This is a genomic window from Microbacterium horticulturae (genome assembly GCF_029094505.1).
GTDB lineage: Bacteria > Actinomycetota > Actinomycetes > Actinomycetales > Microbacteriaceae > Microbacterium > Microbacterium horticulturae.
The window spans coordinates 2,382,456-2,404,701 of record NZ_CP119108.1 but is presented as its reverse complement, the minus strand read 5'-3'; the positions used below and the strand labels follow the sequence as shown (position 1 = coordinate 2,404,701).

Below are 22,246 nucleotides of genomic sequence, written 5' to 3'. Positions count from 1 at the left end.
CGCCGTCAGAACCGAAAGCGCTCCGGCCCGAGATCCCAGGGATCGCGGTTGAGATACTCGGCGGCTGCGCGGAACACGCATGCCTCGACCTCCATGCGCCGATGCAGATCATCGTGCGCCGGCATGTGGCTCAACCGTTCGATCGGGATGCGGAACATCACGATGCGGCGGCCCTTGCGGTCCACGAGCCAGCGAGGGATGCCGTCGGTATCGGACGCCGCGGGCATGTCTGCGATCTCGAACCGCACATCGCGCAGCTCTTCCCACGCGTCGCGTAAGAACTCGGCCGCAGTGCTGACGGTGAGGTCGAACTTCTCGTAGCGGTTCTCGAGTGGCGGAAGTGGCGGGCGGACGACCGCGCTGCGCCCCACCCGACCATGGCGGCCGTGACGGGTCGGGCGTGCGACCTGTGGGGGACGGCGCCGCATCATGCGTCCATCCTATGCGGCGCGCCGGTGGTACCGCGGGTGCGGTGTCAGCGCTAGCGTGGAAGGGACATGCGCCAGAGACTGTGTTCCAAGGTGGGCTGCTCCCGTGAAGCGGTATCGACCTTGACGTACGACTACACCGATCAGATGGCCGCGATCGGCCCACTGGGCCCCGAGGGTGACCCGCATGCACACGATCTGTGCGCGATCCACACCGAGCGGCTGTCGGTGCCCCGCGGCTGGATGGTCGTGCGGCACGAGACGCTGCAGGCGTAGCGGCTCGCATCCATCCGGCGCCTCGTTCGCTGCGCTCGGCGAGAGGACCCTTCTCTGGTCTCGGCGCGGAGAGCGCACGCACAGGCCGCCCACACGCGGCGTGGGAGAATGGCGGGATGCCAGCATCCACCACCTCCGCACCCGCGCGCGCCCTCGACTACAAGGTCGCCGACCTCTCGCTCGCTGAGGCAGGGCGCCACCAGCTGCGGCTCGCCGAGAACGAGATGCCGGGCCTGATGGCGCTGCGGGAGGAGTTCGCCGACGCGCAGCCGCTCGCGGGCGCGCGCATCGCCGGCTCGCTGCACATGACCGTGCAGACCGCGGTGCTCATCGAGACGCTCGTGGCCCTCGGCGCACAGGTGCGCTGGGCCAGCTGCAACATCTTCTCCACGCAAGACGAAGCCGCTGCTGCGGTCGTGGTCGGGCCGGGCGGCACGGTCAGCGAGCCGCGCGGCGTGCCGGTGTTCGCGTGGAAGGGCGAGACGATCCCCGAGTACTGGGACGCCGCCGACCGCATCTTCGACTGGTCGGCCGAGGGCTTCGACGGCCCGAACCTCATCCTCGACGACGGGGGAGACGCCACCCTCCTCGTGCACAAGGGCGCCGAGTTCGAGAAGGCCGGGTCTGTTCCGGATGCCGCAGACACCGATTCGGCGGAGTACCGGGTCATCCTCGACCTGCTGCGTCGCAGCCTTGCGCGCGACCCGCAGCGCTTCACGCGCATCGCCGAGGGTCTGCTGGGAACCACCGAGGAGACCACCACCGGGGTGCACCGGCTGTACGAGCTCGCGGCATCCCACACCCTGCTGTTCCCGGCGATCAACGTCAACGATTCGGTCACCAAGTCGAAGTTCGACAACACGTATGGCATCCGCCACTCGCTGCCCGACGGCATCAACCGGGCGACCGACGTGCTCATCGGCGGCAAGGTCGCCTTCGTCGTCGGCTACGGCGACGTCGGCAAGGGAGCGGCCGAGGCGCTGCGCGGGCAGGGCGCGCGCGTGATCGTCAGCGAGGTGGACCCGATCTGCGCACTGCAGGCGGCGATGGACGGCTTCCAGGTCGCACGGCTCGAAGACGTCGCCGACCAGATCGACATCCTCATCACCTGCACGGGCAACACGCGTGTCGTGAACCTCGACCACCTGCTGTCGCTCAAGCACCTCGCCATCGTCGGCAACGTCGGCCACTTCGACGACGAGATCGACATGGCCGCACTCGAGGCGCTGCCCGGGGCCGTCAAAGTCGAGATCAAGCCGCAGGTGCACGAGTGGCGCCTGCCGAACGGGCGCAGCATCCTGGTTCTCTCCGAAGGCCGGCTGCTAAACCTCGGCAACGCGACCGGGCACCCATCGTTCGTGATGAGCGCATCGTTCACGAACCAGGTGCTCGGCCAGATCGAGTTGTACACGCGGCACGACCAGTACCCGACCGGCGTGTACACGCTGCCGAAGATCCTTGACGAGAAGGTCGCGCGGCTGCACCTGGACGCGCTCGGCGTGAAGCTGACCACGCTGACCGACGAACAGGCCGCTTACCTGGGAGTGCCGGTCGAGGGGCCCTACAAGCTCGACCACTACCGGTACTGAGCCGGGCGCGGGGCCGGGGGCCGGGCTGGCGAGCCGGGCTGGCGAGCCGCGAGCTCTTGTTCAGAACTCAGCCGATCCGCGCGCTCAGGGGTGGGCGGACGGTGGAGGCGCCTCACGGAGTACCTCGACGATCTCGCCGACCCGCGCGATCGGGCGCTCGTGTTCGCCGCGTCTGCAACCCGCACCCAGTTCTACTTCGACGGCAACAAGCGCACCGCGCGACTGATGATGGGCGGGGAGCTGATGGCCCACGGCTTTGACGTGGTCAGCATTCCGAACGCGCGTCGGCTCGAGTACAACGTCGCGCTGGACGAGCTGTTCACCACCGACGACGCCACCGCACTGATGCGATTCACCGCGTCGTGCGCGCTGCCCGGCAGGTGAGTCGAGCGAGGTTCGGGGCGCTTCGCCACGCACCGGCCTGCCTCGTTCAGAACTCATCAAATCCGGACCGTGACGACGGCATTCAGCCGCGGCCGGCGTCTGAAGCGCGCGGATGTGCGGAGTTCTGAACGGCTGCTCGGCGGCTCACCGCTCGGGAAAGCCCCGCGGCACTGTCGAGGTGCGTGCCAGCAGGGCGCCCACCCGCTCGTCCTCGAGCAGGATCGCCCGGTACTCGCGGTCGCGGCGCACCGCCACCGCTGCCCGCACGAGCGTCTCGGCGTCGACCTGCGGCAGAGGCGAGACGAACGCCCGCACCTCGGCGCCCAGCAGCGCCGCCTGGCGGGCGCGCGAGGCCGCTTCCATGCGGTCGGCCTGGTGCACGAACTGTGCACAGCGGCGCGCCAGCCGGTCGGGCAGGCGCGTGACATCGGCCACGTGCGACCACTCGCCGAGCACCGGCGGCAGCAGGGGAGCGTTCGGCGGCAGCGCGGGCGTGCGCGTGCGCTGGCTGTAGGTGCCGGCCAGCAGATCGCCGAGGCGTTGCGACCGCGGCGTGAACGCGCCGACCAGCAGCGCCACGGCGCCGAGCGTGGCCCAGATCTCGAGCACGCCCACGAGCGCGCGGATCAGCGCATGACGAAACCCTTCGGCGCCGCCGTCGGCTCGCACGACGCGCCCGCCCACGGCGAGCTTGCCGAGACTGCGGCCGTGCGTCAGCGTCTCGATCGTGGTGGGCAGCACGACCGTGACGATCACGATCATCAGGATCGACAGGATGCCGGAGGCCGAGGGATCCACGACGTTCTGGCCCAGCATCCACCCCAGCACCCACGCCAGCAGCAGGGTGAACGCGATCGCGACGATGACATCGATGATCGCGCCCAGTGCGCGCAGGAAGAACCCGAGGGGCTGCACATCGAGCGCGACCGCTTCACCGGTGAGAACCTCATCGGGCACGATCGTGATCGGTTCGGCCATGACTACAGTGAAACACATGGACCTCGACGCGCTCGCCGCCGCCCGAAGCCCGGAATGGGAGCGCCTCGACGCGCTCAGCCGCTCCCGCCGGCTCGACGGAGCCGAGGTCGACGAACTGGTCACCCGCTACCGGTCGGCGTCGGCCGATCTCGCCGACATCAAGACATCGGCCGGCCGCACGGCGCTGGGCGATCACGTCTCGACGATTCTCGCGCGAGCGCGGCTGCGGCTGACCGGCAGCGGATCGGACGCCCGCAGCGCCCTGCCTCGCTTCTTCGGCTCGCACCTGCCTGCGGCGCTGTACCGGCTGCGGTGGACGACCCTCGCCGTCGCCTGCGCGTTCTTCGTGATCGGGTCGCTCATGGCGCTCTGGCTGATCGCCGACCCGCAGGCACTCGCCGCCCTCGGCAGCAAGGCCGACCTCGACTACTACGCCGAACACTCGTTCGTCGACTACTACCGCGAGAACCCGGCCGCCGTCTTCGCGGGAACTGTCTGGACGAACAACGCCTGGATCGCCCTGCAGTGCGTCATGTTCGGCATCACCGGTGTCTGGCCGCTGTACGCGATCATGCAGAACGCCGTGGGCGTGGGCTCGTCGGCCGCTGTGATGATTGCGACGGGCCACGGCGACATCCTCTGGCAGTTCATCGTTCCGCACGGGATGCTGGAGCTCACAAGTGTCTTCGTCGCCGCTGCTGCGGGGCTGCACGTGTTCTGGGCGTGGGTCGCGCCGGGGCGCCGATCGCGCGGTGAGTCGCTCGCGGCGGCCGGGCGAACGCTGGTCACCGTCGCGGTGGGGCTCGTGTTCAGCCTCGCGCTGTCGGGCGCGGTCGAAGGGTTCGTCACGCCCCAGCACTGGCACTGGTCGATCAAGATCGCGATCGGGGCGGCGGCCCTGGGGGTCTTCCTCTTCTACATGCTCGTCATTGGGCGTCGTGCAACGCGGGCGGGCGAGACAGGCGACCTTGCCGAAGTCGAGGCCGGCACGCCGCGGCTCGTCGCCGGGTGAGGGCGGCGGGCGCTCGCTCACTCAACCGGGGCTCCCGCTCACTCAACGGGCGGCGAAGCATGCGATAACCGCATTGAACTTCCGGTTCACACGCACAGCCACGCTCAGCCGCCCCGAGGAGCCGTGTGAACGGGAAGTTCAATACGTTCAGGAAGCGTCGTCGCGCGCGATCCAGGCACAGCGAGCTGCGGCATCCACTTTTGTTTTGATCAAATCAAGGGTAGAATAAAGGCATGCACACGCACGAGATCGACGAGTGGGATGCCGCGACCGCCATTCGTGCCGCGGGCCTGCGCGTGACCGACTCTCGGTCGGCCGTGTTCGACGCCCTGAGGAACCTGCCGCATGCCAGTGCCGACGCCGTGTACGCGCAGGTCGCGCCGCTGCTCGAGCACCCCAGTCTGCAGTCCGTCTACAACGCGCTGAACGACTTCGCCGACGCGGGCCTCGCGCGCCGCATCGAGCCCGCCGGGCGTCCGCAGCTGTTCGAGCTGCGTGTCGGCGACAACCACCACCACCTCGTGTGCACCGCCTGCGGTGCCGTCGTCGACGTCGATTGCGTCGTCGGCGAGGCGCCATGCCTGACGCCGTCCGCCACCGCGGGCTTCGTCGTGCACGAGGCCGAGGTGACCTTCTGGGGGATGTGCGCCGACTGTGCCGCATCCGCTGCCTGACTCCACAACCGCAACCGACATCGAAGAAGGGACATCAGATGACCGACAACATCACCGACGAATCTGAGGGCGTCATCCCCACGCCCACCGACGAGGAACAGCACGTCGCCGCCGAGGAGGCCGTCTGCCCGGTCATCCACGGCGCCAGCCCCGCCGGCGGGTCGAGCGCGCGCAACTGGTGGCCGAACCGGCTCAACCTGAAGGTGCTCGCGAAGAACCCGGCCGAGACGAATCCCCTCGACGAAGACTTCGACTACCGCGCCAACTTCGAGAACGTCGACCTCGAGGAGCTCCGCCGCGACATCGAAGAGGTCCTGACCACGCGGCAGGACTGGTGGCCCGCCGACTTCGAGAACTACGGCCCGGCGGTCATCCGCATGGCATGGCACAGCGCCGGCACCTACCGGGTGACCGACGGCCGCGGCGGCGGCAGCACCGGCCAGCAGCGGTTCGCGCCGCTGAACAGCTGGCCCGACAACGTGGGCCTCGACAAGCCCCGCCGTATTCTGTGGCCGGTCAAGAAGAAGTGGGGCAAGCAGGTCTCGTGGGCCGACCTCATGATCTTCGCGGGCAACGTCGCGCTCGAGCAGATGGGCTTCAAGACCTTCGGCTTCGCCGGCGGCCGCGTCGACGCGTGGGAGCCCGACGACGACGTGTACTGGGGCTCGGAGAACACCTGGCTCGGAGACGAGGAACGCTACGAGCCGGGCAAGAAGCGCGATCTCGAGAACCCGCTCGCGGCGACCCAGATGGGTCTCATCTACGTCAACCCCGAGGGCGTGGGCGGCAACCCCGACCCGCTCGAGCTCGCCGGTGACATCCGTGAGACGTTCGCGCGCATGGCAATGAACGACGAAGAGACCGTCGCCCTCATCGCCGGTGGTCACACCTTCGGCAAGACGCACGGCGCCGGCCCTGCCGACCTCGTGGGAGCGGCCCCCGAGGAAGCCCCGATGGAGCAGATGGGCATCGGCTGGAAGAACGCCCACGGCACGGGCAAGGGCGACGACCAGACCGCCAGTGGCCTGGAAGTCACCTGGACCTACCACCCGACCCGCTGGGACAACGAGTTCTTCCACATTCTGTATGCGTACGAGTGGGAGCTCATGGAAAGCCCGGCCGGCGCCAAGCAGTGGCGGCCGAAGAACGGCGCGGGCGCCGACATGGTGCCGATGGCGCACGACGCCACCACGCGTCGCGAGCCGCGTATGCTCACCAGCGACCTGTCGCTGCGCTTCGACCCGATCTACGGGCCGATCTCGCAGAAGTTCCGGGACGACCCCGACGCCTTCGCCGACGCGTTCGCCCGGGCCTGGTTCAAGCTGACCCACCGTGACCTGGGGCCGAAGACCCGGTACCTCGGCGAACTCGCGCCCGCCGAGGAGCTCATCTGGCAGGACCCGGTGCCCGCACCGCCCGCCGAGCTCATCACCGAGGTCGACGCCGCCACGCTCAAGCAGCAGATCCTCGCGTCGGGCCTGACCGTGCCCGAGCTCGTGGCCACCACGTGGGCGGCAGCGGCTTCGTTCCGCGGCAGCGACCGTCGTGGCGGCGCCAACGGCGCGCGCCTGGCGCTGGCCCCGCAGAAGGACTGGGAGTCGAACAACCCCGAGCGCACCGCCAAGGTGCTCGACGTGCTGCGCGGCATCAAGGAGGGCTTCGGCAAGGAGGTCTCGCTGGCCGACCTGATCGTGCTCGCCGGCAACGCGGGCGTCGAGAAGGCCGCGAAGGATGCCGGATTCGACGTCGTCGTGCCGTTCCACCCCGGGCGCACCGACGCCACGCAGGAGCAGACCGACGTCGACTCGTTCAGCTATCTCGAGCCGGTCGCCGACGGCTTCCGCAACTACGTCGGCCCGCTGGCGGCGGCCGCGGACCTGCCGGCGGAGTTCCTGCTGGTCGACAAGGCGAGCCTGCTGAAGCTCACCGCTCCCGAGATGACGGTGCTGGTCGGCGGCCTGCGTGTGCTCGACGCCAACTGGGACGGCTCGAAGTACGGCGTGTTCACCGAGCGCCCGGGCGTGCTCACGAACGACTTCTTCGTCAACGTGCTCGACATGGGCACCGAGTGGAAGCCGGTCGACCCGGGTTCGCACGCCTTCGCCGGCAGCGACTTCGGCACCGGTGAGCGCAAGTGGATCGGCACCCGTGCCGACCTGGTGTTCGGCTCGAACTCCGAGCTGCGAGCGCTGGCGGAGGTGTACGCCGCCGACGACGCGGGCGAGAAGTTCGTGAACGACTTCGCCGCGGCCTGGGGCAAGGTCACCGAGCTGGACCGCTTCGACCTGGAGTGATCCGCTGACGGCGCCCTGAGCGGGCGCAGCGAGGGCCGGTACTTCCGCACGGGGGTGCCGGCCCTTCGGCGTGCGCGCTCTTCGGCGTGCGCGCTCTTCGGTGTGCGGGCTGGTGCGGGCGGGCCCTTCGGCGTGCGGGCGGGCGCGGGCGGGTCCCCTCGGCGCATGACTTGCCGTAAATGGTGGGTGCGTGGCGATTCTGACCCACCACTTGCGGCAAGTCATCTGGGATCGTGGGCGGGGCGCCGGCACGCGGCATCCACTTGTCTACGGATCTGCCGCCCTGGTGGTCGCCGGCGCGCGGTGGCGACAGATACCCGGCCCGTGCGCGGGCGCGACGCGCCCCGCGTAGGCTCGGGGGACACGAAGGGAGCACCAATGGCACGCATTCTCATCATCGGCGCCCACGGCAAGGTCGCCCTGCGACTGGCCCCGCAGCTGGTGGCCCGCGGCGACACCGTGACCGGCGTCATCCGCAATCCCGCGCACGAGGGCGAGGTCGCCGCCACCGGAGCGGCGCCCCTGGTCGCCGACATCGAGCAGCTCGACGAGGACCAGCTCACCAACATCATCGCCGGCAACGACGCGGTCGTATGGTCGGCGGGAGCGGGCGGCGGCAACCCCGAGCGCACGTACGCGGTCGACCGCGACGCGGCGATCCGGTCGATGGATGCCGCGGCCGCCGCCGATGTGCGACGCTACGTGATGGTCTCGTACTTCGGCGCGCGCCTGGACCACGGCGTGCCCGAGGGTGACCCGTTCCACGCGTACGCCGAGGCGAAGGCCGACGCCGACGCGCACCTGCGCGCGAGCGGCCTGGACTGGACGATCGTCGCCCCGAGTTCGCTCACCCTCGACGAACCGACCGGTCGGATTGATGTGGCGGCCGAAACCTCGGGTTCCGTGCCGCGCGGGGACGTGGCATCCACCATCGCCGCCGTCCTTGCCGACGCGTCGAGCGGGCACAAGACGATCTGCTTCAACACCGGCCCGACGCCGATCGCCGAGGCCGTGGCCTCAGCGCCCGAGCGCTGAGCGCGGTCGCGCCGGGCTCGCACCCCCGCACAAAACGCTGAGAGTGCATCTGGTGGACGAGGAAGCGGGTATTTCCCTACCTCTCGTCCACCAGTTGCACTCTCACCGGTGAGGGTGAAGGCGCCGGGCCCGCGGCCGAGCCCGGGCCGCCCGGGCGGTCAGGCTGCCTGCGGCTCGGGGAACAGCGCGCGGTGGATCAGGCCGGCGAGCACGCCGCCCACGAGCGGGAAGACGATGAACACCCAGAGCTGGGCGAGCGGTCCGACGCCGCCGTAGATCGCCGCGGCGATCGAACGTGCCGGGTTCACCGAGGTGTTGTCGATCGGGATCGAAATGAGGTGGATGAGCGTCAGCGTCAGGCCGATCGCGATGCCCGCGAAGCCGACCGGAGCGCGCTTGCTCGTCGAGCCGGCGACCACGAGCACGAAGACACAGGTGAGGATGATCTCGATGACGATGGCCGCGCCGACGCCCCATCCGCTGGGGGAGTGCTCGCCGAATCCGTTGCTGGCGAAACCGCCCGATTGCGCGTTGCTCAGCCACTTGTCGGGGCCGAACAGCCCGATGAGCACCAGAAGCGTCGAGCCGACGGCACCGCCGACGATCTGCGCCACGATGTAGCCGGTGACGTCCTTCCAGGCGAAGCGTCCGGCGGTGGCCATGCCGAGGGTGATCGCGGGGTTGAAATGGCCGCCCGAGATCGGACCCCACGCGTACACGCCGACCAGCACGGTCAGACCAAAGGCCAACGCGACGCCGAGATGCCCGACGCCCAGCGGCGTGCCTTCACCGCCGACGGCGAAGTCTGCTGCGTACAGGGCGGTGCCCACACCGCCGAAGACCAGGACGAGTGTTCCGATGGCTTCGGCGACCATGCGGGTGACGAGCGGTGACGCTGCAGGTGTTGCATCCGACATGGGTGTCTCCTTTGCTCGGCGGCGCCGCTGGTAGACACGCCGATGTCGCGAGATTATCGGCACCTGCGGGCTGGCCGGGCGGTGCGACACGCGGTTGCGGGGTTTCGTCGTCCGGGCGAGCGCAATCGATCAGGCGAAGACGCTCAGCACGTACACCGCGAACAGCGCGAGATGCGCCGCGCCGTGCAGCGCCCCGACGCGTCAACTCGAGAAGGTTGCGATCGACAGCGCGAGCGTGGCGACGAGCAGCAGCATCCCGATCCCGTCCACTCCGAAGACGGGACTCTGTCGGCTGACCAGCCCGACGATCAGCACGGCCGGCACCGTCAGCCCCACGGTCGACACCAGCGCGCCGTGGCAGAGGTTGCTCACGCGCTGCATCTCGCCGCCCGGCCCGCGGCATCCACCCGGCTCGTTCGGTCGTCACAGATGACGGTTCTCCGGCCCGGAAACGGTCATCCGTGACGACTGAACAACACCCCTACAGCCGGCCGGCGGCCTTCAGCTGCAGGTACCGGTCCGCGATACGCGGGGGAAGCTCTTCGGGGCCGTCGGTGAGCGCGTCGGCGCCCGCGGCGACCACGGCCTGGATGACCCGGTCGGCGTCGGAGAGCGTCTGCTCTGCGGCCGCGGCGCGGAAGATCTCTCCGGCCGTGGCACGCGCGCGGGCCTGGGCGGCCAGGCCGGTGTCGGTGACGGTTCCGATCAGCACATGCGCACGGGCGATGAACCCGGGCAGCGTGCCGAGGAACCCGCGGGCGGCGGTGGCCTCGTCCTGCGCGGTCAGCAGCACGATCAGCGACGGCCGCACCGTGAGCGAACGGACGTGGGCGGCCACGGCATCCCAGTCGGTGTCGATGAGCGTGGGTTCGATGGGGGCCATTGCGTCCACCAGCGCGGGGAGCAGCTTCTCTCCGTCGACGCCGCTGACGCGTGCGCGCACGGCGCGGTCTGCCATCACGAGGTGCACGTGGTCGCCGGCCTGTACGGCCAGTGCCGCGAGCAGCAGCGTGGCTTCCATTTCGGCGTCCAGGCGTACGCCGTCACCGACGCGGGCCGCGGAGGTGCGCCCGGTGTCGATGACGATCACGATGTGCCGGTCGCGCTCGGGTCGCCAGGTGCGCAGCATCGTGGTGCCCGCGCGCGCGGTGGCGCGCCAGTCGATCGAGCGCACGTCGTCACCGCGCACATACGGGCGCAGGCTGTCGAACTCGCTGCCCTGCCCGCGCACCAGCACGCTCGTGGCCCCGTCGAGCTCGCGCAGCCGGGCGAGTCGCGACGGCAGATGCCGACGCGCAGTGAACGGCGGCAGCACACGGACCGCGCCGCGCACGTTCAGCCGCGACTGGCGCCCGGCCAGCCCCAGCGGCCCGACGCTGCGCAGCACCACGAACTCCGACACGAGCTCGCCGCGCCGGCGCGGCTGCAGCGGAACGTCGATGCGCAGCGGCACATCGGCCTCGAGGTGCACCACGGCGCGGGCATGGGGGGCGCCGGCGGTGGGCTGCCACGCGTCCCGCAGCTGGCCGTGCAGCTGCTGCGGGCCGCGCAGGGTGAGCGTCGTGTGCACGCGGCTGTCGCGCAGGGCGCGTCGGGGAACGGTGCGATCGACGTGCACCCGGCGCGGATCGGCCGCGACAGCGGCATCCACTCCCGCCGCCGCCAGGCAGAGCACGAGCCAGCCCCCCAGCGTCAGCCACGGGTCGACGCCCGCGATCGACAGTGCGACGACGGGCACCACGCCTGCGGCGAGGAGGAGAGGGAAGCGGCCGGTGAGGTGCACGATCAGATGGGAACCCGGGTCTGCTGCAGCACGGCGGTGAGCACCGCATCCACCGAGACGCCCTCGAGCGCCGCGTCGGGCCGCAGACGGATGCGATGCCGCCACGTGGGCACGAGCATCGTCTGGATGTGGTCGGGCGTGACGGCCGGGTATCCGCTCAGCCACGCCCACGCCTTCGCCGCGGCCAGCAGCGCGGTCGCCGCGCGTGGACTGACCCCGAGCTGCACCGACGGGCTCTGGCGGGTCGCGCGCGCGAGATCGACGAGGTACGCGAGCACGTCGTCGGTGACGGCGGTGGATGCCGCGGCTCGGCGCGCTGCGCGCAGCCGCTCGGCATCGACCACCGGTTCGATGCCCGCCAGGGTGTGCGGGTCGAAGCCGTCGGCGTGCTGGCGCAGCACCCGCAGCTCGGCGTCGCGCTCGGGGACCGACACAACGAGCTTGAGCAGAAAGCGGTCGAGCTGCGCCTCGGGGAGCGGGTAGGTGCCCTCGTGCTCGATCGGGTTCTGGGTCGCCGCGACCAGGAACGGGTCGGGCAGCTCGCGGGTCACGCCGTCGGCGGTGACCTGGTGCTCTTCCATGGCCTCCAGGAGCGCGGCCTGCGTCTTGGGTGGCGTGCGGTTGATCTCGTCGGCGAGGACGATGTTCGTGAAGATCGGCCCCTCACGGAACTCGAACTCGGCCGTGCGCGCATCGTAGACGAGCGAGCCGGACACATCGCCGGGCATCAGGTCGGGCGTGAACTGGATGCGCTTGGTGTCCAGGCCCAGCGCCTTGCTGAACGCGCGCACGAGCAGGGTCTTCGCGACGCCCGGCACGCCCTCTAGCAGCACGTGTCCGCCCGACAGCAGAGCGATCAAGAGGCCGGTCACAGCGCCGTCCTGTCCGATGACGGCACGGCCGACCTGCGTCCGGACGGCATGCAGGTCGTCGCGCAGGGCGGCGTCGGTGGGGTCGGAGCGGGTCGACTCGCTGTGCTCGCGGGGCGGCCGGGAGTCGGGAGGGGTCTGCGTCGGGTCTGTCATGGGGTCCTCCCCGTGTCGGTGGGCGGGTTCGTGTCGGGGCGCACCGCCTGGTGCACGCGGCGCTCGAGGTCGCGCAGACGGTCGCTGATCGTGAGCAGTTCGCGATCGGTGGCGGGCTGATCGTCGATGAGGATGCCGCGCACCTGGGCCCGGGGCATCCCGAGTCTGTCGGCGACGGCGTCGGAGATCTCGTTCGCCGGCGTCGCACGGCCCAGGCCCAGCACGCGGGCGAGTCGGGTGAGAGTGCCGATGCGCAGCCGGTCGGCGACGTGCACGCGGTCGCCGGAACGTGCGTACAGGCGTGCGCGGCCGTCGGTCGTCTCGGCGGCGCGCACGGTGACCGGCAGGTTCTCGGCGACCAGCGGGCCGAAACGGCGCCCCCGCCACACGGCGGCGGCGACGCCGACGAGCAGCAGGAGCACGATGACGGGCGACACCCATCCCGGCGTGAGCGACCCGAGATCGGCCGCGACCTCGCCGGCGTCGGCGTCGCCCGCCGAGGGCACGTACCAGATGAGGTCGGAGTGCACGCCGAGCAGGTTGACGCCCAGGGCGGCGTTGCCGTCGTCGGCGAGCGTCGCGTTCGTGAACAGTTCGGCCGCATCGAGAAGGGTGACGGTGCGGCCGCCGAGGGTGCGCTGCAGCAGAGCTGCGTCGCCGTCGACGGTGTAGCAGGCGGTGATGTCGGGGTCGTTCGGGGGTGCGAACAGCGTGCCGGGGGAGATCGATCCTGACCGCTGAGCGGCCGGCAGCGCGCAGCCGGGGCCGATCGGCTGGTCGGTGCCGTAGCCCGACAGCTCGGCGTCGAACAGCACACGTGCGGCGCGCGCCTGCGGCTGGGCGATCACGACGTCGTCGGCGCCGTCGGCCATCTTCTGGAACGTCGCATCCGACAACAGCGGGCTGTCGGGCAGCACGAGCGTGGCCATGGCCGGGAGGCGGTCGGTGCGGCCGGCGGCATCCAACGCCTCGTCGAGAGCGTGCCGGTCGCGCACGACATGCACGGCGACGCCGTGCTGATCGAGCACCCGGGCCAGGGCGCGGGCCCCGTCGGCGCCGGTCGACTCGGGGTCGAGCACGTCGCGGCGATTCCACTGGCCGAGGCCGGACAGGATCGTCGCGATGACGCCCACGACGACCACGACCACGCCGATCGAGACCCAGATGCCGACGCGCCGGCGACGCGTCGGCGGCGTGGCGGTCGTGACCGCCGTCACCGGACGGGCTCCGGTGACGGCACGCTGCGCCCGCGCACGGCATCGTCGACAGCCGCGATGAGCGCATAGCCGTCGGCGGTGCCGCCACGTCGCAGGTACCGCACATCGTCGAAGACGGCGGCTGCGGCATCCATCCGTTCTCCCTGGTCGGGGAACAGATCGCCCGCGCGCCGCGCGAAGGCGTGCACGGTCGCGCCGGGCACGAGCTCGACCAGCTCGCGCTCGACGAGTCCGAGGGCGAGGGCGCGGAAGCGCAGGATCACCGCCTCATCGAAGTCACCGGAGGAGGCGGCGGATGCCGCGGCACGGCGCAACTGCGCGGCGGTGCGGGTCTCGCTGTCGCCGAACAGATCGTGCGCGGTGGGAGCGGCGCGCCGCGACAGACGCGAACGTCCGGAGAAGATGACCGCCGCGACGATGAGTGCCAGCAGGACGACGGCGATGGCGACGGCCAGCCAGAGACCGAGCGTCGTATCGACGTGGGAGTTGAACAGGCGCTCGAAGAACTCCTGCACGGCCCGGGCGATGCGGTCGATCGGGGTCGGGTGCGCAGCCGCATACGCCGGGTCGCTGAGCTCGCGCTCTGCCCACCGGCGTGCCTGATCGCCATCGGGCGTCAGCGGCGGCTGCTCGGGATCGAAGGGGAAGAGGATCATTCGGGGGGAGTGGGCCCTCCGGGGGCGGTCCACTGCGTCGGGTCGGGCGCCGGCGGGACCGGCCCTTCGTCTCGCTCCCCGCGCTCGGGGACCTGCGGTGGCTGCGGCGGGGGATAGGCCGCGGCGGGCGGCTGTTGGCCGTACGGCGGTTGCCCGTACGGCGGCTGCCCATACGGGGGCTGCCCGTACGGCGGTTGTCCATACGACGGCTGCCCGTACGGCTGCTGCCCGTATGGCGGCTGCCCAGACGGGGGTTGCCCGTATGCGGGCGGGTAGGCGGCGGGCATGTAGCCGAGCGGCGCGCGAAGCAGTTCGCGCCCGATGTTGGCGCGGAACGGGTCGGGCAGCCCTGCGCCGCCCGCGTCGCGCCGCTCGACGTACGAGAGCAGGTCGAGGTCGAGCCCCTCCTTGCGCATGCGCGCGTCGATGTACAGCAGCGACGCCGCGGTCGCCTGCACGACGGCCGACACCGAACCGACGACCAGCGAGACCATCTCCGGCAGTGCCAGGGCGACCACCATGGTGATGATGGTCTGCGTGTTGGCGTCTCCGGTGGGGGCGATCACGCTGCCGGCAAGACTGCCGAGCAGGCTGAACGGCATCGAGATCGCATATGCGACGGCGCTGAAGATCACCTGCACGATCACGAGCACACCCAGCATCGGCCAGAACCGTCCGCGGCTCAGCCGCCACGAGCGGGCTATACCGCCGCGGATCGTGGCGTGCTCGAGCACGATGGCGGGCGCGGTGAGCAGCAGCTTGGTCGACAGCCACAGCAGCAGCGGGATGGCTCCGAGCACGGCGAGCACGGTGAGCAGGATTCCCGCGAGGGGCGAGAGCGTGCTGACCCCGATGACGATGCCCACGACGATCCCGATGCCCAGGACGAGGGCGGCCGTGAGCAGCAGCGTGTATCCGATCAGGCGCCACAGCACCGGCTTCACGTTTTGCCACAGCTCGCGCAGGGGCGCACGCTCGGCGACAGCGCCGCGCGCGACATCCATCACCACGACCGCCTGTACGAGCGTCTGCAGCGCCGCAGCGACAAGACCGGCCAGCCCCGACACCACCAGGACGATGCCGACCGAGCCGGCGGTGATCGTGTCGTAATCGGGCGAGGTCGTCGGGATGTTCTGCAGCCGGCTGAAGGCCCAGAACGAGGTCCCCGCCACGACGGCGACCACCAGGAGCGTCGCCAGCACCTGCACGACGAGCGCGAATCCCAGCAGGACCCGCGGGTTGTGCCGCAGGGCGCTGAACGAGCGCCCCAACACGGTGCCGAAGCTCAGAGGCTGCAGCGGGATGATGCCGGGACGGGATGCCGGGGTCCAGGTGGGATAGGCGGTCACAGAGTCTCCTCGTGCTCGGGCGGGCCCGAGAACCCATCGTGTCACACCCGCGCGCGGGCGCGGACAATCCCGGGCCGTGCTCGGCTACGCTGTGTTCAGGCGGTCGGGGACTGCGCCGCCGGTACGTGCCGCGGTATGGCCGCGCCGGATGAAGGACGAAACGCGTTCACATGACTTCTCGAATCCTGGTGGTCGACGACGACACCGCGCTCGCGGAGATGATCGGCATCGTGTTGCGCACGGAGGGGTTCGAGACCTTCTTCTGCGCCGACGGCGCCACCGCCGTCCAGGAGTGGCGTGCGCACCGGCCCGATCTCATCCTGCTCGACTTGATGCTGCCCGGCATGGACGGCATCGAGATCTGCACGCGCATCCGCGCGGAATCGGGCGTTCCGATCATCATGCTCACCGCCCGCGCCGACACGGCCGATGTGGTGCGCGGGCTCGAGTCGGGCGCCGATGACTACATCGTCAAGCCGTTCAATCCCAAAGAGCTCGTCGCGCGCATCCGCACCCGGCTGCGACCCGGTGCCCAGCCCGAGTCCGAGATGCTGCGCATCGGTGATCTGCAGGTGGATGTCGCGGCCCACGAGGTGCGCCGGGGCCAGTCCTCGATAGCCCTGACACCGCTGGAGTTCGAGCTGCTCGTGGCGCTCGCATCGAAGCCGCAGCAGGTCTTCTCGCGCGAGATGCTGCTCGAGCAGGTGTGGGGGTACCACTACAAGGCCGACACCCGGCTGGTCAACGTGCACGTGCAGCGGCTCCGTGCGAAGGTCGAGCTCGACCCCGACAATCCGAAGATCGTCACCACCGTGCGCGGCGTCGGCTATCGCGCCGGCGCCATCGTGTGAGGCGCGGGGTGCCCACGTGCCCACGGCAGCGGTGACCGTCGCCGGCCGTTCCGTCACCTGGCGGGACGGCGCATGGTGGCGGGCGCGCGCGGAGCGCATCGGCACGCTCTGGCGCCGCTCTCTGCGCTTCCGCACCGTCGTCATCACCCTCGTGCTGACCGCGCTGACGATCATCATCGCCTGCGTGTGGATGGCCCTGGCGATTCAGAACGACCTGTTCGAGTCGCGCAAGACGCAGGCGCTCACCGACGCGCGCCGCGCGGTCGACAGCGCGCAGTCGACGCTCGACAACGCCGTGGTGCAAGACGACCCCGTCCAGGTGCAGAATCTGCTCACCAGCATCCAGGGTCCTCTCTCGCAGCAGTCGGCGACCGACATGACTCTCGCGATCCGGGTGGACGCGACGCCCTCGCAGCTGGCGCCCCCCGGGTTCCGCTCGGGGGGACTGACCGAGAGCATGATCTCGGCTGAGCTGCGCAAGCACGTGCGTGACTCCGGCTCGGTCGACAAGCAGTGGGCGCAGTCGATCGCCCTGCCCGGGCCCGACGACAGCGTGCGCCCCGGCATCGTCGTCGGCCAGCAGATCGTGGTGCCCGACATCGGTCCGTACGAGCTGTACCTCGCCTATGACCTCGACGACGCGTCGTCGACGCTGAGTTTCGTGCAGGCGACGCTGTGGATCGTCGGGTCGGCGCTGGTCGTGCTCATCGGCGCCATCGCCTGGTTCACGCTCCGTGCGGTGACCACCCCGATCCGCGAAGCCGCCGACACGAGTGCGCAGTTGGCCGCGGGCGATCTCGGGGTGCGCCTGCGCGTGCGCGGCGAAGACGAGCTGGCGACCCTCGGCCGCTCGTTCAACGCCATGGCCGACAGCATCCAATCCCAGATCAACCAGCTGGCCGAGCTCTCGCTCGTGCAGCAGCGCTTCGTGTCGGACGTCTCGCATGAGCTGCGCACACCGCTGACGACGATCCGGCTGGCGACCGACATGCTCAACGACCACCGCGACGAGTTCGACCCGACCACAGCGCGCGCGACCGAGCTGCTGCACGCCCAGGTGCAGCGGTTCGAGGTGCTGCTGACCGACCTGCTGGAGATCAGCCGGTACGACGCCGGATCGGTGCAGCTCGAGCTCGAGCCGACGAGTCTGGCCCGGCTCGCCGAAGACGTGATCGCCTCGATGCAGCAACTGGCCGAGCAGCACGGGAGCGATGTGCGGCTCGTGGCGCCGGGCGGGTATTCGCCGGTCGACATGGACCCGCGCCGGATCCGGCGAATAGTGCGCAACCTGCTCGGCAACGCGATCGAGCACGGTGAGGGCAAACCCATCGTGGTGACCGTCGACAGCAATCAGCAGGCGGTGGCGCTGGCGGTGCGCGACTACGGGATGGGCATGACCGAGGCCGATGCCGAGCGCGTGTTCGACCGATTCTGGCGCGCCGACCCGTCGCGCAAGCGCACGATCGGCGGCACCGGCTTGGGGCTGTCGATCTCGCTGGGCGACGCGACGCTGCACCGCGGCACGCTGGCGGTCTGGTCGCGTCCCGGATACGGGTCGAACTTCGTGCTCACGTTGCCGCGCGGGTCGCATCCGGTGGAGGCGGGCTCGCCGCTGCCCACCGACCCGGGTGACGAGGCGACGGATGACCTCGGCCTCACCCAGCCCATCATCGTGAGCCGGCCGATGGACGGAGGGGACGCATGAGACGGGGGATGCTGCACCGGGCCGCGGCGGTCGCGATGGCGGCCGCGTTGGCCGTCATGCTCTCGGCGTGCGCCGGGCTGCCGACGTCGGGCCCGGTGTTCGCAGGTCTCCAGCCGGGCGCGGTCGCGCCGCCCGACTTCTCGTATGTGCCGGTCAAGCCGCAGGACGGGGCCTCGCCCGAGCAGATAGTGCAGGGCTTCATCGACGCGGGCATCGGCCCGGAGAGCAACTGGGCCATCGCCCAGCTGTACCTGGCGCCGTCGTTCCAGGGCAAGTGGAACCCGAGCGCGACGACCACCATCGACGACCGTTCGGCGCGTTCGTACGTCGCCACCGACGACGGCCACGTCGTGCTGACGGTGACGCAGCAGGCCACCGTCGACGCCGACGGCGTGTACAAGACCTCCGACGGCGGGCAGACTCCGCTGTCGTTCGAGCTGGCCAAGGTCGAGGGACAGTGGCGCATCAGCAAGGCCCCCGACGGAATAGTGCTGGGCGTCGACCAGTTCGCGAGCGTCTTCCACCAGTACCCGCTGATGTACTTCGACCCCGCATGGCGCTACCTCGTGCCCGACATGCGGTGGTTCCCGTCGATCAATGCGCCCACGCGCATCGCCACGGCGCTCATCGACGGCAAACCCAGCAGCTGGCTGGCGGGCAGCGTGGTCTCGGCGTTCACAGACGACGTGTCGCTCGACCCGGTGTCGGTGTCGGTCACCGGCAGCACCGGGCGGGTGGGCCTGACCCGCGCGGCGCTGTCGCTGGACCGTCAGACCCTCGACCGTATGCAGACGCAGCTCGTGTACAGCATGACGGCGGCGGGCATCTCCGACGTGGCGATGGAGTACAACTCCAGTCCGCTGACCGCCCAGCCCGTCTCGACCCGCTCCACCCGCATCGACCCGCGTGCGCTCGTGCAGACCGACAAGGCCTTCGGCTTCCTCGCGTCGGGCGGTGACGTCGAAGCGGTGAAGGGCGTCAGCGATGCGGTGGCCAAGCTGCATCCGGTATCCGCACAACTATCGGCGGACTACACGACCGCCGCGGTGCGCACCGGCGATGGGGCCGTCGCGCGGGCGTCGTCGACGGGCGGGGGAGCCGTTCTCGACCGCCGATCGGGCCTGGTCGATCCCGTGGTCGACCCGCAGAACTACATCTGGAGCGTGCCGTCGGCCGATCCGCACGCACTGATCGCGTACGCGCCGGACGGCAACGGCGTCAAGATCGCCGGCGCGTGGTCGAACGCGTCGCGGGTGACGGCGATGGCGCTCTCGCGTGACGGTACGCGGTTGGCGGCGATCGTCACGGTCGGCGGCCAGTCGACGATCGAGATCGCGGGCATCGTCCGTGATCAGAACGGCGTGCCGACCTCGCTCGGAGACTCGACGACGCTGGGCACCCTCCCGCACGCCGGAGTGTCGCTGACGTGGCTCAGCGACACCACATTGGGTGCCGTGGCGGGGACGGGCGGTGACACCATCGTGGTGCAGCAGACCGTGTCGGGCCCGGCCACCTCGACGAGCGCGCCCGACGACGCCGTGACCATCGCGGGCACGACCGGCACGACGGTGCGCCTGCTCGGTGACGACGGCACGCTGTACTCTCAGCGGGGCTCGAACTGGGAGAAGGCCGGCGCCGGGGTCCGCGTGCTCGGCGAGGCGCAGGGCATTCCACCGTCGCAGGGATGAGTCGGTTCCTCCCCAGGCACGGCGTTCTCCACAGATTGCGGGACCGAGCCCCGCGCGCGGGTGCGCGGCGGGCACCATCGAGACGTGGACGAGGTGTGGATGCCGGTGCGCGCCGCCTGCGCGCAGGCGCTCGCTCTCGCGTTTCCGGTGGAGTGCGCGGGGTGCGGGCAGCCCGACATCGCGCTATGCGATACCTGTCGCGGGATGCTGCACCCGCAGGTGGTGAAGCAGGTGCTGGCCGACGGGCTCACCGTGCGCAGCGCACTGCCGTTCGCCGGGGTGCCGGCGCGCGTGCTGCGCGCACTGAAGGAGGAGGGGCGCACTTCGCTCGCACGGGCATTCGCCCCGGCGCTCGCGGCGGCGCTGGGCGAAGTGCCCGGCGTGGTGGTGCCGGTGCCGACCTCGCGCGCCGCGATGCGCCGCCGCGGTTACCGCGTCGCCGAGCTGCTGGCACGGAGGGCCGGGGTCCGTCCGGTGCGCGCACTGCGCATCGTGCGCGCGACGGCAGACCAGCGCGGGCTGTCGCGCACGGCCCGCGCTGACAATGTCACCGGCAGCCTGCAGGCGACGCGGCGGCTCGACGGACTGGAGGTGATCGTCGTCGACGACGTCGTCACGACGGGCGCGACCCTGGTCGAGGCGGCTCGGGCCCTGCGCACGGCGGGGGCGCACGTGCGGGCGGCAGTGACGGTGGCGGCGACGCCGCGACACTTTCCCGATACGGCGGGCTGAGGCATCCATTCCGCATTTCCGGCTCTGGGCGAACGCCGACATTTCTCACGTCGATCGGAGGGGTGACACCCGGAGGCCTGCGGACTAGGTTGGGAGACACAAGGCGACTCAGGTCCGCCCTTGACCGGGGGGACCGGAACAAGGAGGTCAGGGATGGAAACCAGCATCGTCGGCGTGGGTGTGAGCGTCTCCGATCGGTTCCGCGGCGTGGTGGACGAGAAGGCCACCCGCATCGAGAACCTGGCACCGCGTGCCCAGCAGATGGACGTGAAGGTCACCCACAGGGCGTACCACAACGGCCACAAGGAGGACTCGACCGTCGAGCTCACCCTGAGTGGGAAGGGCCTTCCCGTGGTGAGGGCCGAGGCCGTGGACGGCGACAAGTTCACCGCCCTCGACCTGGCGGTCGACAAGCTCACCGAGCAGGTGCGGCGCGCGAAGGAGAAGCGCGTGGATGCGCGTCGTCGACCGCGCGGCGCTGTGCTCGACAAGGGAACCGGTTCGCTTGAGGGAGTCGACCTCCAGCCGGCATCCGTCGACGTGCTGCGCGCGGTCGCGACCGGTGAGATCCCGCTCGTGAGAGGGGAAGAACCGGAGGAGGACTACACGCCCGTCGTGATCCGCACCAAGCGGTTCGAGCCGGAGTGGATGACGGTCGAAGACGCCGTCGACCGCATGGAGCTGGTCGGGCACGACTTCTTCCTGTTCATCGATGCGCGCACCGACCACCCGAGCGTGGTCTATCGCCGCAAGGGCTGGGATTACGGCGTGATCTCGCTGACCGCCGCGGCACCACCGTCGGCAGAGCTGGCTTCGTAGCAGCACGTGGGGCGTCCCTCCGGGGGCGCCCCTTCTCCATGTCGGCGCTTCTGCGAGGCGTCAGTCCTCCTTGCGGACGGCTGAGTGTGGGGTGGCCATGCGGCAGGCTGGGTATCAGGCGGCCGATCGTGCGCCTCGAAGCGGGGCGCCGAAACGCTCGAAAAGTGCATTGAACTTCCTGTTCACATACGCCGCCCGCCATGACGCGCCCCGACGCGCCCATGCAGGGGCGCACCTGGTGTGTGAACGGGAAGTTCAATACCGAAAGAGGCCGTCGTCGTGGGCCCCGATACGTCGCGCATGACACAGATTACGAGACAGTACCCGACGCCGTGCACGAGCAGAAGGGCCCGCCCGGTGGACAGGTCACCGGGCGGGTCGTCAGACGCGCGGGCGGCTCGGAAGGGTTCGCCGCCCGCGCGAGTTCTCACGCCGCGCGCGTTCTCACGCTGCGCGCGTTCTCACGCCGCGCGAGTTCTCACGCCGCGTTGCGGATGAGGATGCGCCAGCGGTCGGGGCCCTGGTCGAGGTAGCTGGTGCTGAAGCGGTCCTCGTAGCGCGCCTCGAGCTGAGCCAGTAGCGGCAGCGGGTTGTGATTCGCCGAGATGATCAGGCCCGCGCCCGGCTTCAGCGCCTCGACCGCGCCGAAGATCGCCTGGTGGCGGATCGCGTGCGGAATGGTCTGCACGTCGAACTCGGGAAGGTCTTCGTTGACCTCGCCGCACGTGCACTCCGTGGCGTGGTCGTGCGCGGCTGCGCTGGCGGCATCCTCGCGGGACTGATGGATCTCGATGTTCGACATGACGTCTCCCGTCTGCTCGGCTTTCGCGATGA

At 70.4% G+C, this 22,246-nt stretch carries 22 protein-coding genes; 12 read left to right on the top strand and 10 right to left on the bottom strand.

The features are described from left to right. Positions 1 to 5 precede the first annotated feature (5 nt). The gene (locus PU630_RS11595) at positions 6 to 428 is read right to left on the bottom strand and encodes a metallopeptidase family protein (protein ID WP_275280092.1); all 423 of its coding nucleotides are present in this window, start codon (positions 426 to 428) and stop codon (positions 6 to 8) included. Between the two features lie 69 nt (positions 429 to 497). Between PU630_RS11595 and PU630_RS11590 the strand changes: the two genes are divergently transcribed. The 3 genes from PU630_RS11590 to PU630_RS11580 all read left to right on the top strand — a co-directional run bounded on the left by PU630_RS11590 (position 498) and on the right by PU630_RS11580 (position 2,677). Continuing rightward, on the top strand, positions 498 to 704 hold the full coding sequence (locus PU630_RS11590; protein ID WP_275277221.1) for a DUF3499 family protein: 207 nt from the start codon (positions 498 to 500) through the stop codon (positions 702 to 704). A gap of 116 nt (positions 705 to 820) precedes the next feature. Further along, positions 821 to 2,293, top strand: coding sequence for an adenosylhomocysteinase (ahcY, locus tag PU630_RS11585; RefSeq protein WP_275277220.1), 1,473 nt, complete (start codon positions 821 to 823; stop codon positions 2,291 to 2,293). A gap of 90 nt (positions 2,294 to 2,383) precedes the next feature. Continuing rightward, on the top strand, positions 2,384 to 2,677 hold the full coding sequence (locus PU630_RS11580) for a hypothetical protein (RefSeq protein ID WP_275277219.1): 294 nt from the start codon (positions 2,384 to 2,386) through the stop codon (positions 2,675 to 2,677). A 144-nt stretch (positions 2,678 to 2,821) separates the two neighbouring features. On the opposite strand, the gene PU630_RS11575 is transcribed toward PU630_RS11580, so the two are convergent. Next, on the bottom strand, positions 2,822 to 3,655 hold the full coding sequence (locus PU630_RS11575; protein ID WP_275277218.1) for an RDD family protein: 834 nt from the start codon (positions 3,653 to 3,655) through the stop codon (positions 2,822 to 2,824). 16 nt (positions 3,656 to 3,671) lie between these two features. Between PU630_RS11575 and PU630_RS11570 the strand changes: the two genes are divergently transcribed. The 4 genes from PU630_RS11570 (at position 3,672) to PU630_RS11555 (ending at position 8,670) form a co-directional block, all read left to right on the top strand. Then, positions 3,672 to 4,667, top strand: coding sequence for a stage II sporulation protein M (locus PU630_RS11570; RefSeq protein WP_275277217.1), 996 nt, complete (start codon positions 3,672 to 3,674; stop codon positions 4,665 to 4,667). 233 nt (positions 4,668 to 4,900) lie between these two features. Next, positions 4,901 to 5,341: a Fur family transcriptional regulator gene (locus tag PU630_RS11565; protein WP_275277216.1), complete on the top strand. Its 441-nt coding sequence runs from the start codon at positions 4,901 to 4,903 to the stop codon at positions 5,339 to 5,341. A 38-nt stretch (positions 5,342 to 5,379) separates the two neighbouring features. After that, entirely contained in the window at positions 5,380 to 7,635 is a 2,256-nt protein-coding gene (katG, locus tag PU630_RS11560) for a catalase/peroxidase HPI (protein ID WP_275277215.1), read from the top strand. A gap of 378 nt (positions 7,636 to 8,013) precedes the next feature. Further along, positions 8,014 to 8,670, top strand: a complete 657-nt coding sequence (locus tag PU630_RS11555) for an SDR family oxidoreductase (RefSeq protein ID WP_275277214.1) — start codon at positions 8,014 to 8,016, stop codon at positions 8,668 to 8,670. A 158-nt stretch (positions 8,671 to 8,828) separates the two neighbouring features. Here PU630_RS11555 and aqpZ read toward each other — a convergent pair whose 3' ends face one another. The 7 genes from aqpZ to PU630_RS11520 all read right to left on the bottom strand — a co-directional run bounded on the left by aqpZ (position 8,829) and on the right by PU630_RS11520 (position 15,617). Next, a complete protein-coding gene (gene aqpZ / locus PU630_RS11550) occupies positions 8,829 to 9,587 on the bottom strand; it encodes an aquaporin Z (protein WP_275277213.1) in 759 nt (252 codons plus the stop codon). Positions 9,588 to 9,788: 201 nt separating this feature from the next. After that, on the bottom strand, positions 9,789 to 9,959 hold the full coding sequence (locus PU630_RS11545; protein WP_275277212.1) for a hypothetical protein: 171 nt from the start codon (positions 9,957 to 9,959) through the stop codon (positions 9,789 to 9,791). A gap of 109 nt (positions 9,960 to 10,068) precedes the next feature. Beyond that, positions 10,069 to 11,370 carry a DUF58 domain-containing protein gene (locus PU630_RS11540; protein ID WP_275277211.1) on the bottom strand — a complete coding sequence of 434 codons (1,302 nt, stop codon included), beginning with the start codon at positions 11,368 to 11,370 and terminating at the stop codon, positions 10,069 to 10,071. Between the two features lie 2 nt (positions 11,371 to 11,372). Continuing rightward, positions 11,373 to 12,395, bottom strand: coding sequence for an AAA family ATPase (locus PU630_RS11535; RefSeq protein ID WP_275277210.1), 1,023 nt, complete (start codon positions 12,393 to 12,395; stop codon positions 11,373 to 11,375). Beyond that, entirely contained in the window at positions 12,392 to 13,612 is a 1,221-nt protein-coding gene (locus PU630_RS11530) for a DUF4350 domain-containing protein (protein ID WP_275277209.1), read from the bottom strand. The genes PU630_RS11535 and PU630_RS11530 overlap by 4 nt, the downstream gene beginning before the upstream one ends. Then, the gene (locus PU630_RS11525) at positions 13,609 to 14,268 is read right to left on the bottom strand and encodes a DUF4129 domain-containing protein (protein WP_275277208.1); all 660 of its coding nucleotides are present in this window, start codon (positions 14,266 to 14,268) and stop codon (positions 13,609 to 13,611) included. Before PU630_RS11525 ends, PU630_RS11530 begins: the two co-directional genes overlap by 4 nt. After that, positions 14,265 to 15,617: a DUF7847 domain-containing protein gene (locus tag PU630_RS11520; RefSeq protein WP_275277207.1), complete on the bottom strand. Its 1,353-nt coding sequence runs from the start codon at positions 15,615 to 15,617 to the stop codon at positions 14,265 to 14,267. Before PU630_RS11520 ends, PU630_RS11525 begins: the two co-directional genes overlap by 4 nt. Before the next feature lie 170 nt (positions 15,618 to 15,787). On the opposite strand from PU630_RS11520, the gene mtrA reads away from it, so the two are divergent. The 5 genes from mtrA (at position 15,788) to hpf (ending at position 21,412) form a co-directional block, all read left to right on the top strand. Further along, on the top strand, positions 15,788 to 16,468 hold the full coding sequence (gene mtrA / locus PU630_RS11515) for an MtrAB system response regulator MtrA (protein ID WP_275277206.1): 681 nt from the start codon (positions 15,788 to 15,790) through the stop codon (positions 16,466 to 16,468). 16 nt (positions 16,469 to 16,484) lie between these two features. Continuing rightward, on the top strand, positions 16,485 to 18,173 hold the full coding sequence (mtrB, locus tag PU630_RS11510) for an MtrAB system histidine kinase MtrB (RefSeq protein ID WP_428981950.1): 1,689 nt from the start codon (positions 16,485 to 16,487) through the stop codon (positions 18,171 to 18,173). Continuing rightward, entirely contained in the window at positions 18,170 to 19,861 is a 1,692-nt protein-coding gene (locus PU630_RS11505; protein ID WP_275277205.1) for an LpqB family beta-propeller domain-containing protein, read from the top strand. Before mtrB ends, PU630_RS11505 begins: the two co-directional genes overlap by 4 nt. Before the next feature lie 84 nt (positions 19,862 to 19,945). After that, positions 19,946 to 20,593 carry a ComF family protein gene (locus PU630_RS11500; RefSeq protein WP_275277204.1) on the top strand — a complete coding sequence of 216 codons (648 nt, stop codon included), beginning with the start codon at positions 19,946 to 19,948 and terminating at the stop codon, positions 20,591 to 20,593. Positions 20,594 to 20,746: 153 nt separating this feature from the next. Further along, on the top strand, positions 20,747 to 21,412 hold the full coding sequence (gene hpf, locus PU630_RS11495) for a ribosome hibernation-promoting factor, HPF/YfiA family (protein ID WP_275277203.1): 666 nt from the start codon (positions 20,747 to 20,749) through the stop codon (positions 21,410 to 21,412). 478 nt (positions 21,413 to 21,890) lie between these two features. On the opposite strand, the gene PU630_RS11490 is transcribed toward hpf, so the two are convergent. Further along, positions 21,891 to 22,214 carry a DUF2249 domain-containing protein gene (locus PU630_RS11490; protein ID WP_275277202.1) on the bottom strand — a complete coding sequence of 108 codons (324 nt, stop codon included), beginning with the start codon at positions 22,212 to 22,214 and terminating at the stop codon, positions 21,891 to 21,893. Positions 22,215 to 22,246 lie beyond the last annotated feature (32 nt).